General features: G+C 69.4%; 1 protein-coding gene. It reads left to right on the forward strand.

The genetic code is table 11. The features are described from left to right. Positions 1–101 (forward strand): acyl-CoA synthetase family protein (locus tag EAO71_RS35150; protein ID WP_147981886.1); only part of this gene is annotated, 101 nt, incomplete at its 5' end. Between the last annotated feature and the right edge of the window lie 864 nt (positions 102–965).

Consider the following 965-nt stretch of genomic DNA (forward strand, 5'->3'; position numbering starts at 1 on the left):
GGATCGGGGTGTCGGTCACCGTCGAGGTGGTCGACCCGGAGACGCTGGAGCGCTCGGTGGGCAAGATCAAGCGTCTGGTGGACCTGCGCGACACCGTCTGACGGACGCGCCAGGTCCGCACCGGGACCGGGACCGGGGCAGTCGCGGCACCCCGGGACCGGGACCGGGACAGGGACAGGGACCCGTCGCGGCACCCCGGGACCGGGAAGGCGCGCCTTTCCGGGCACCGCCCTGGGTGCTTGGGGTGCTGGGTCCTTCGCTGGTTTCTGGTGGTTGGCCGCCCTCTCTCCGAGTGTGGCAGCCGGGTCCGGTCCCTCAAGGGCGCTCCTTCGTCGCGTCGCTGCGCGATGGCCTTCGGCCACCCTTGACCGCCCGGCCCCGGCTGCCTTTTAACACTCGGAGGGCGGCCCGGGGGATGGGGCATCCGCTCCGGGGACCGGAGGTTCCCGGGCGCCGTCGGCGGCTGTCGGGTCYRGGGGTGGCTTCCCGCTGTCATTGAATGGGGTGACGCGGCGGCGCTTAGCGGCAATCCCTCGTCCATTGGCCGGGATTCATGCCCCGCTGGTCATTCTCCGGTGGGGGTGGAGCCGGATCGGCAGTCGGCATCGGGTGTGCGGGTCTTGGCTCACCGGGCGCGCGGATCGTGCGGGCTCCGTCCGTCCCGCCGGTCCCATCCGCCCCATCGCCGGGCTGGGGTCATTCGCGGAATGACGCTACGGCGTACATTAAGCCCTCCAAGGGTCCGATATGCCCCTCAATGTCCCTTATCCTGCCGGGTTACCGCAGGTAATGTATGCCGTAGCGTCATTCGGGAGGACTCCGTGAGACGGGAAGGGCGGGACCCGATGGTGGCCGGCTTGAGGCGTCGACTTCTCCAAGTGCGCGCGGATCCGGTTTCACCCACCACCGAAGAGTGACCAGCGGGGCATGAATCCCAACCAAGAATCGAGTGGTACCCGCTAAGC

The sequence above is a fragment of the Streptomyces sp. MS191 genome (assembly GCF_008042125.1).
In the GTDB taxonomy this organism is placed as follows: domain Bacteria; phylum Actinomycetota; class Actinomycetes; order Streptomycetales; family Streptomycetaceae; genus Streptomyces.